Genomic DNA, 3,166 nt, shown 5'->3' on the forward strand with positions numbered 1-3,166 from the left:
GAAAATTCATTCTGATACTCATTCTACTCCACTGACTTGCCCTGATGTTTCAGGGCAGTCTCTTTGCTAACAAATACAATAGGGTACAGAGATGACTATCCCCCCCATTGGCGTTCTGGCACTGCAATATTGTTATAAGCAATTACCGTTAACGGTTTTACAAACCCGTGCAGGCTTTTATATCGGCACGATAGAGGGCGGCGTGCCCTGCTCCCGTGAGTCTATGGAATATTTTGCCAGCCGTGAGCAGGCGGAATTTGCCCTGAAACAGGGGCGCTGGATACAGCGTCAGTCAGCGTAACAGAAAGGAAATCGATATGTCTTCACGTGGAGTAAACAAAGTCATTTTATTGGGTTATCTGGGGCAAGATCCGGAGATCCGTTACCTGCCAACCGGTGGTACCGTGGCAACGCTGTCACTGGCAACATCAGAAAGCTGGCGGGATAAACAAACCGGCGAGATGCGGGAGAAAACCGAATGGCACCGGGTGGTGATCTTCGGCAAACTAGCCGAAATTGCGGCGGAGTACCTGCAAAAAGGCACTCAGGTTTACATTGAAGGCCAGCTGCAAACGCGCAAATGGCAGGATCAACAGGGGCAGGATCGCTATTCAACCGAAGTGGTGGTGAATGTGAATGGCACAATGCAGATGCTGGGCAGCCGTGGCGAGGCAAAACAGGCAGCTGCTCAACAGGTGGGGCATAAGCCAGCACCGAAGCCACCGTCTTCTAAATCCGCCAATAAGGAAAGAAAGGTGACTCCGGCAGTACAACCTGCTGTGTTACCGGAAGAGGAAGAAGTAGACTGGGGAGATGAGATCCCGTTCTGAGTGGTTAAACTTATTGCCCTGTTATCACAGGGCTTATCCTCAACCTTAATTTATGGGTAAAATGATGTGGCTTATTTAATACGAGTGACCAGTATGGTCAGCTGATTTAGCCACCGATTGAAATGTGGGCATTGGGCGCGAATGATATCTAAACCAATATCACCGACGATCAGTGGACCATGTAAGGTTTTATGATAATTGGGAATGATTGCCAGAATACGTTTAGACGGTGCCGTTTGCGGGCTGTTATTGATATCTTCAGGTGTATCAAATTCATCTTTGATGGCCTGTAGTGCGGCAATTGGTGCATGGTCATCAAGCCAGTCTGCAAATTTTTCGGGTTGGCAAAATAGTAACGCTTCAAATTCATGCAATAACAGATTGGGAATAAAATTAGCCTGTCCGATATCATTAGCGAAAGCCTGCTCCAGCTTCACGACCCGTACGTTGGCCGCATTATCCCGTTGTGCGTTATAATCAGGGAAATCAGTTGGCAGACCATAGTAGTCGATAAGTGTGGTGACGAATGCACCGGGATCTTGTCGGCATAAGCGGATAATTTGGTGTTTTACTTTGCCGTAACTCGTGATCCCCCCTTTCTGGCTGGAACTCGTCTGGGCTAATATGGGTGTCAGATAGATATGTTGTGCAAAAAAATAAGGTGCCAGCACATCCCGCACGAAAGTTTCTTCCGTCTGCCCTTCGACAAAAACGTTGATACGGATCATCGCTGTGGCCTCCCGCCAAGTAAGTTTTTCTTCCATAATTCACCCAGGCTATAGTCTTCAAGCCATTCTGACAGGGCTTCATTATCCAGGCGCTTAAAGGTGGAGGCGCCTTGTTGTTTGTCGACCACAATCAGGTCATCAGCATCAAACTGGTTGACCAGCTCGACCGACTGAGTGGAAATAATCAGTTGATGTTTATTGCTGGCATTTTTAATCAAACCCGCCAATACATTGATGGCATAGGGATGGAGTCCGAGTTCAGGTTCATCAATAATAATAGAATCGGGCATGTAATCTTCGGGTTGCAGTAGCACAGTCGTGAGTAAAATAAAGCGCAAAGTACCATCAGAAAGTTCACTGGCTTTAAAAGGAATATCCTGATCTTTTTCTGTCCATTCGAGTTGAATGTAGTCGGCATTATCCGGTGTGGATCGTAAATAAAAATCACCAAAAAATGGCGCGACCATCTGAATGGCTTTGATAATGCGGGTGTAATGTTGTTGATGATTTTTTTGCAGACGATACAGAAATGCCGCTAAATTGGCCCCATCTTCCCGTAGGTAATCATTATCATTAATGCGGTAAGTTTGTTTAACTTTGGCACTGTCACTCGTATCATGAAAATGATATACCCGCCAACGAAGCGGAGTCGGTAAGGTGTCATTTTCAAGGTTCGTATGATTAACCTGAGATTCAAAATGTCCGGCACCAATATCATATTCTCTTTTACTGTCACAAAAGAGTGATTCATGGCGAAACATCATGCGGTTATCATTAGTCGGTTCCAGTTCAAATTTATAACCATTGTGGCCAAAAGAAAGTTCGGCCCCCATAAACTCGGTTTTTTTGCGACCAAAGTGTAAGAGGGTATCGGGTCCCCCCATTTTACCAACAAGAGATTGTAAGCGCTGATCGAGCAGGACGGAGGACAAACGAAAGAAACTGATGAAATTGGATTTTCCGGCACCATTGGCCCCAATAAGGATATTCAGGCGTCCCATTTGTAAATCACATTTTGCGATAGATTTGTAGCCTGTTATCTTAATTCTGCTTAAGTGGTCATTATCAGTTATTGGTTTCATAATCTTGCCTTTTCAGCATCATGTGACTCAATTTTGCCTTATTATACACTTTTCTGATGGTGGCTTGATGGATATAATCTTACTCAAGTACACCTGCCACGCTGAGTCTCTTGTTTAGAGGATGCGCAAATAGGCAGGTTTTTTTATTCTTTAAATCTGAACTGAAGACATCATCCTATAATTTTATTTACTTGTTAAACTTACATGTTCGATTATTGAATTCGATAACACAATCGGTTAAAGTAAAAACGCTATCGGCAAAATCCGATAGTGAGGAATCTCAGGCCTCATAAAAACACTCCACTGGTAGGAAGTTTCTACCAGTGTGCCTGTTATCGCCCTTTCAATGGCGGTTCAGGCAGGGGAGACTCACGTCTCGCCGGATCGATTGACCTCCGGTATTGGAAACCCTGTCTGAACTACCACCAATAATCAACAGAAGGGGAAGCAGGTATGACTCACACTCAACAAGACTGGCACCCAGCCGAAATTATTTGTGCATTACGCAAGCGTGGTACGACACTCG

The 3,166-nt window shown here is 45.1% G+C and carries 5 protein-coding genes; 3 read left to right on the plus strand and 2 right to left on the minus strand.

Annotation, left to right across the window (positions count from 1 at the left end):
- Window positions 1–91 precede the first annotated feature (91 nt).
- Both Xedl_RS18785 and ssb read left to right on the plus strand, forming a co-directional pair.
- The gene (locus tag Xedl_RS18785) at window positions 92–301 is read left to right on the plus strand and encodes a hypothetical protein (RefSeq protein WP_074025246.1); all 210 of its coding nucleotides are present in this window, start codon (window positions 92–94) and stop codon (window positions 299–301) included.
- A 16-nt stretch (window positions 302–317) separates the two neighbouring features.
- Window positions 318–830: a single-stranded DNA-binding protein gene (gene ssb / locus Xedl_RS18790; RefSeq protein WP_074025247.1), complete on the plus strand. Its 513-nt coding sequence runs from the start codon at window positions 318–320 to the stop codon at window positions 828–830.
- Window positions 831–901: 71 nt separating this feature from the next.
- Here the strand turns inward: ssb and Xedl_RS18795 are convergent, their stop codons facing one another.
- Together Xedl_RS18795 and Xedl_RS18800 are read right to left on the minus strand one after the other, a co-directional pair.
- Window positions 902–1,594 (minus strand): DUF4276 family protein, encoded by a 693-nt coding sequence (locus Xedl_RS18795; protein WP_244149764.1) that lies wholly within the window; start codon window positions 1,592–1,594, stop codon window positions 902–904.
- A complete protein-coding gene (locus tag Xedl_RS18800; RefSeq protein WP_074025249.1) occupies window positions 1,555–2,640 on the minus strand; it encodes an AAA family ATPase in 1,086 nt (361 codons plus the stop codon). Before Xedl_RS18800 ends, Xedl_RS18795 begins: the two co-directional genes overlap by 40 nt.
- Before the next feature lie 453 nt (window positions 2,641–3,093).
- Between Xedl_RS18800 and Xedl_RS39485 the strand changes: the two genes are divergently transcribed.
- On the plus strand, window positions 3,094–3,166 hold a 73-nt coding region (locus Xedl_RS39485; RefSeq protein ID WP_143187484.1), incomplete at its 3' end, for a helix-turn-helix domain-containing protein.

It is taken from the genome of Xenorhabdus eapokensis (assembly GCF_001908105.1).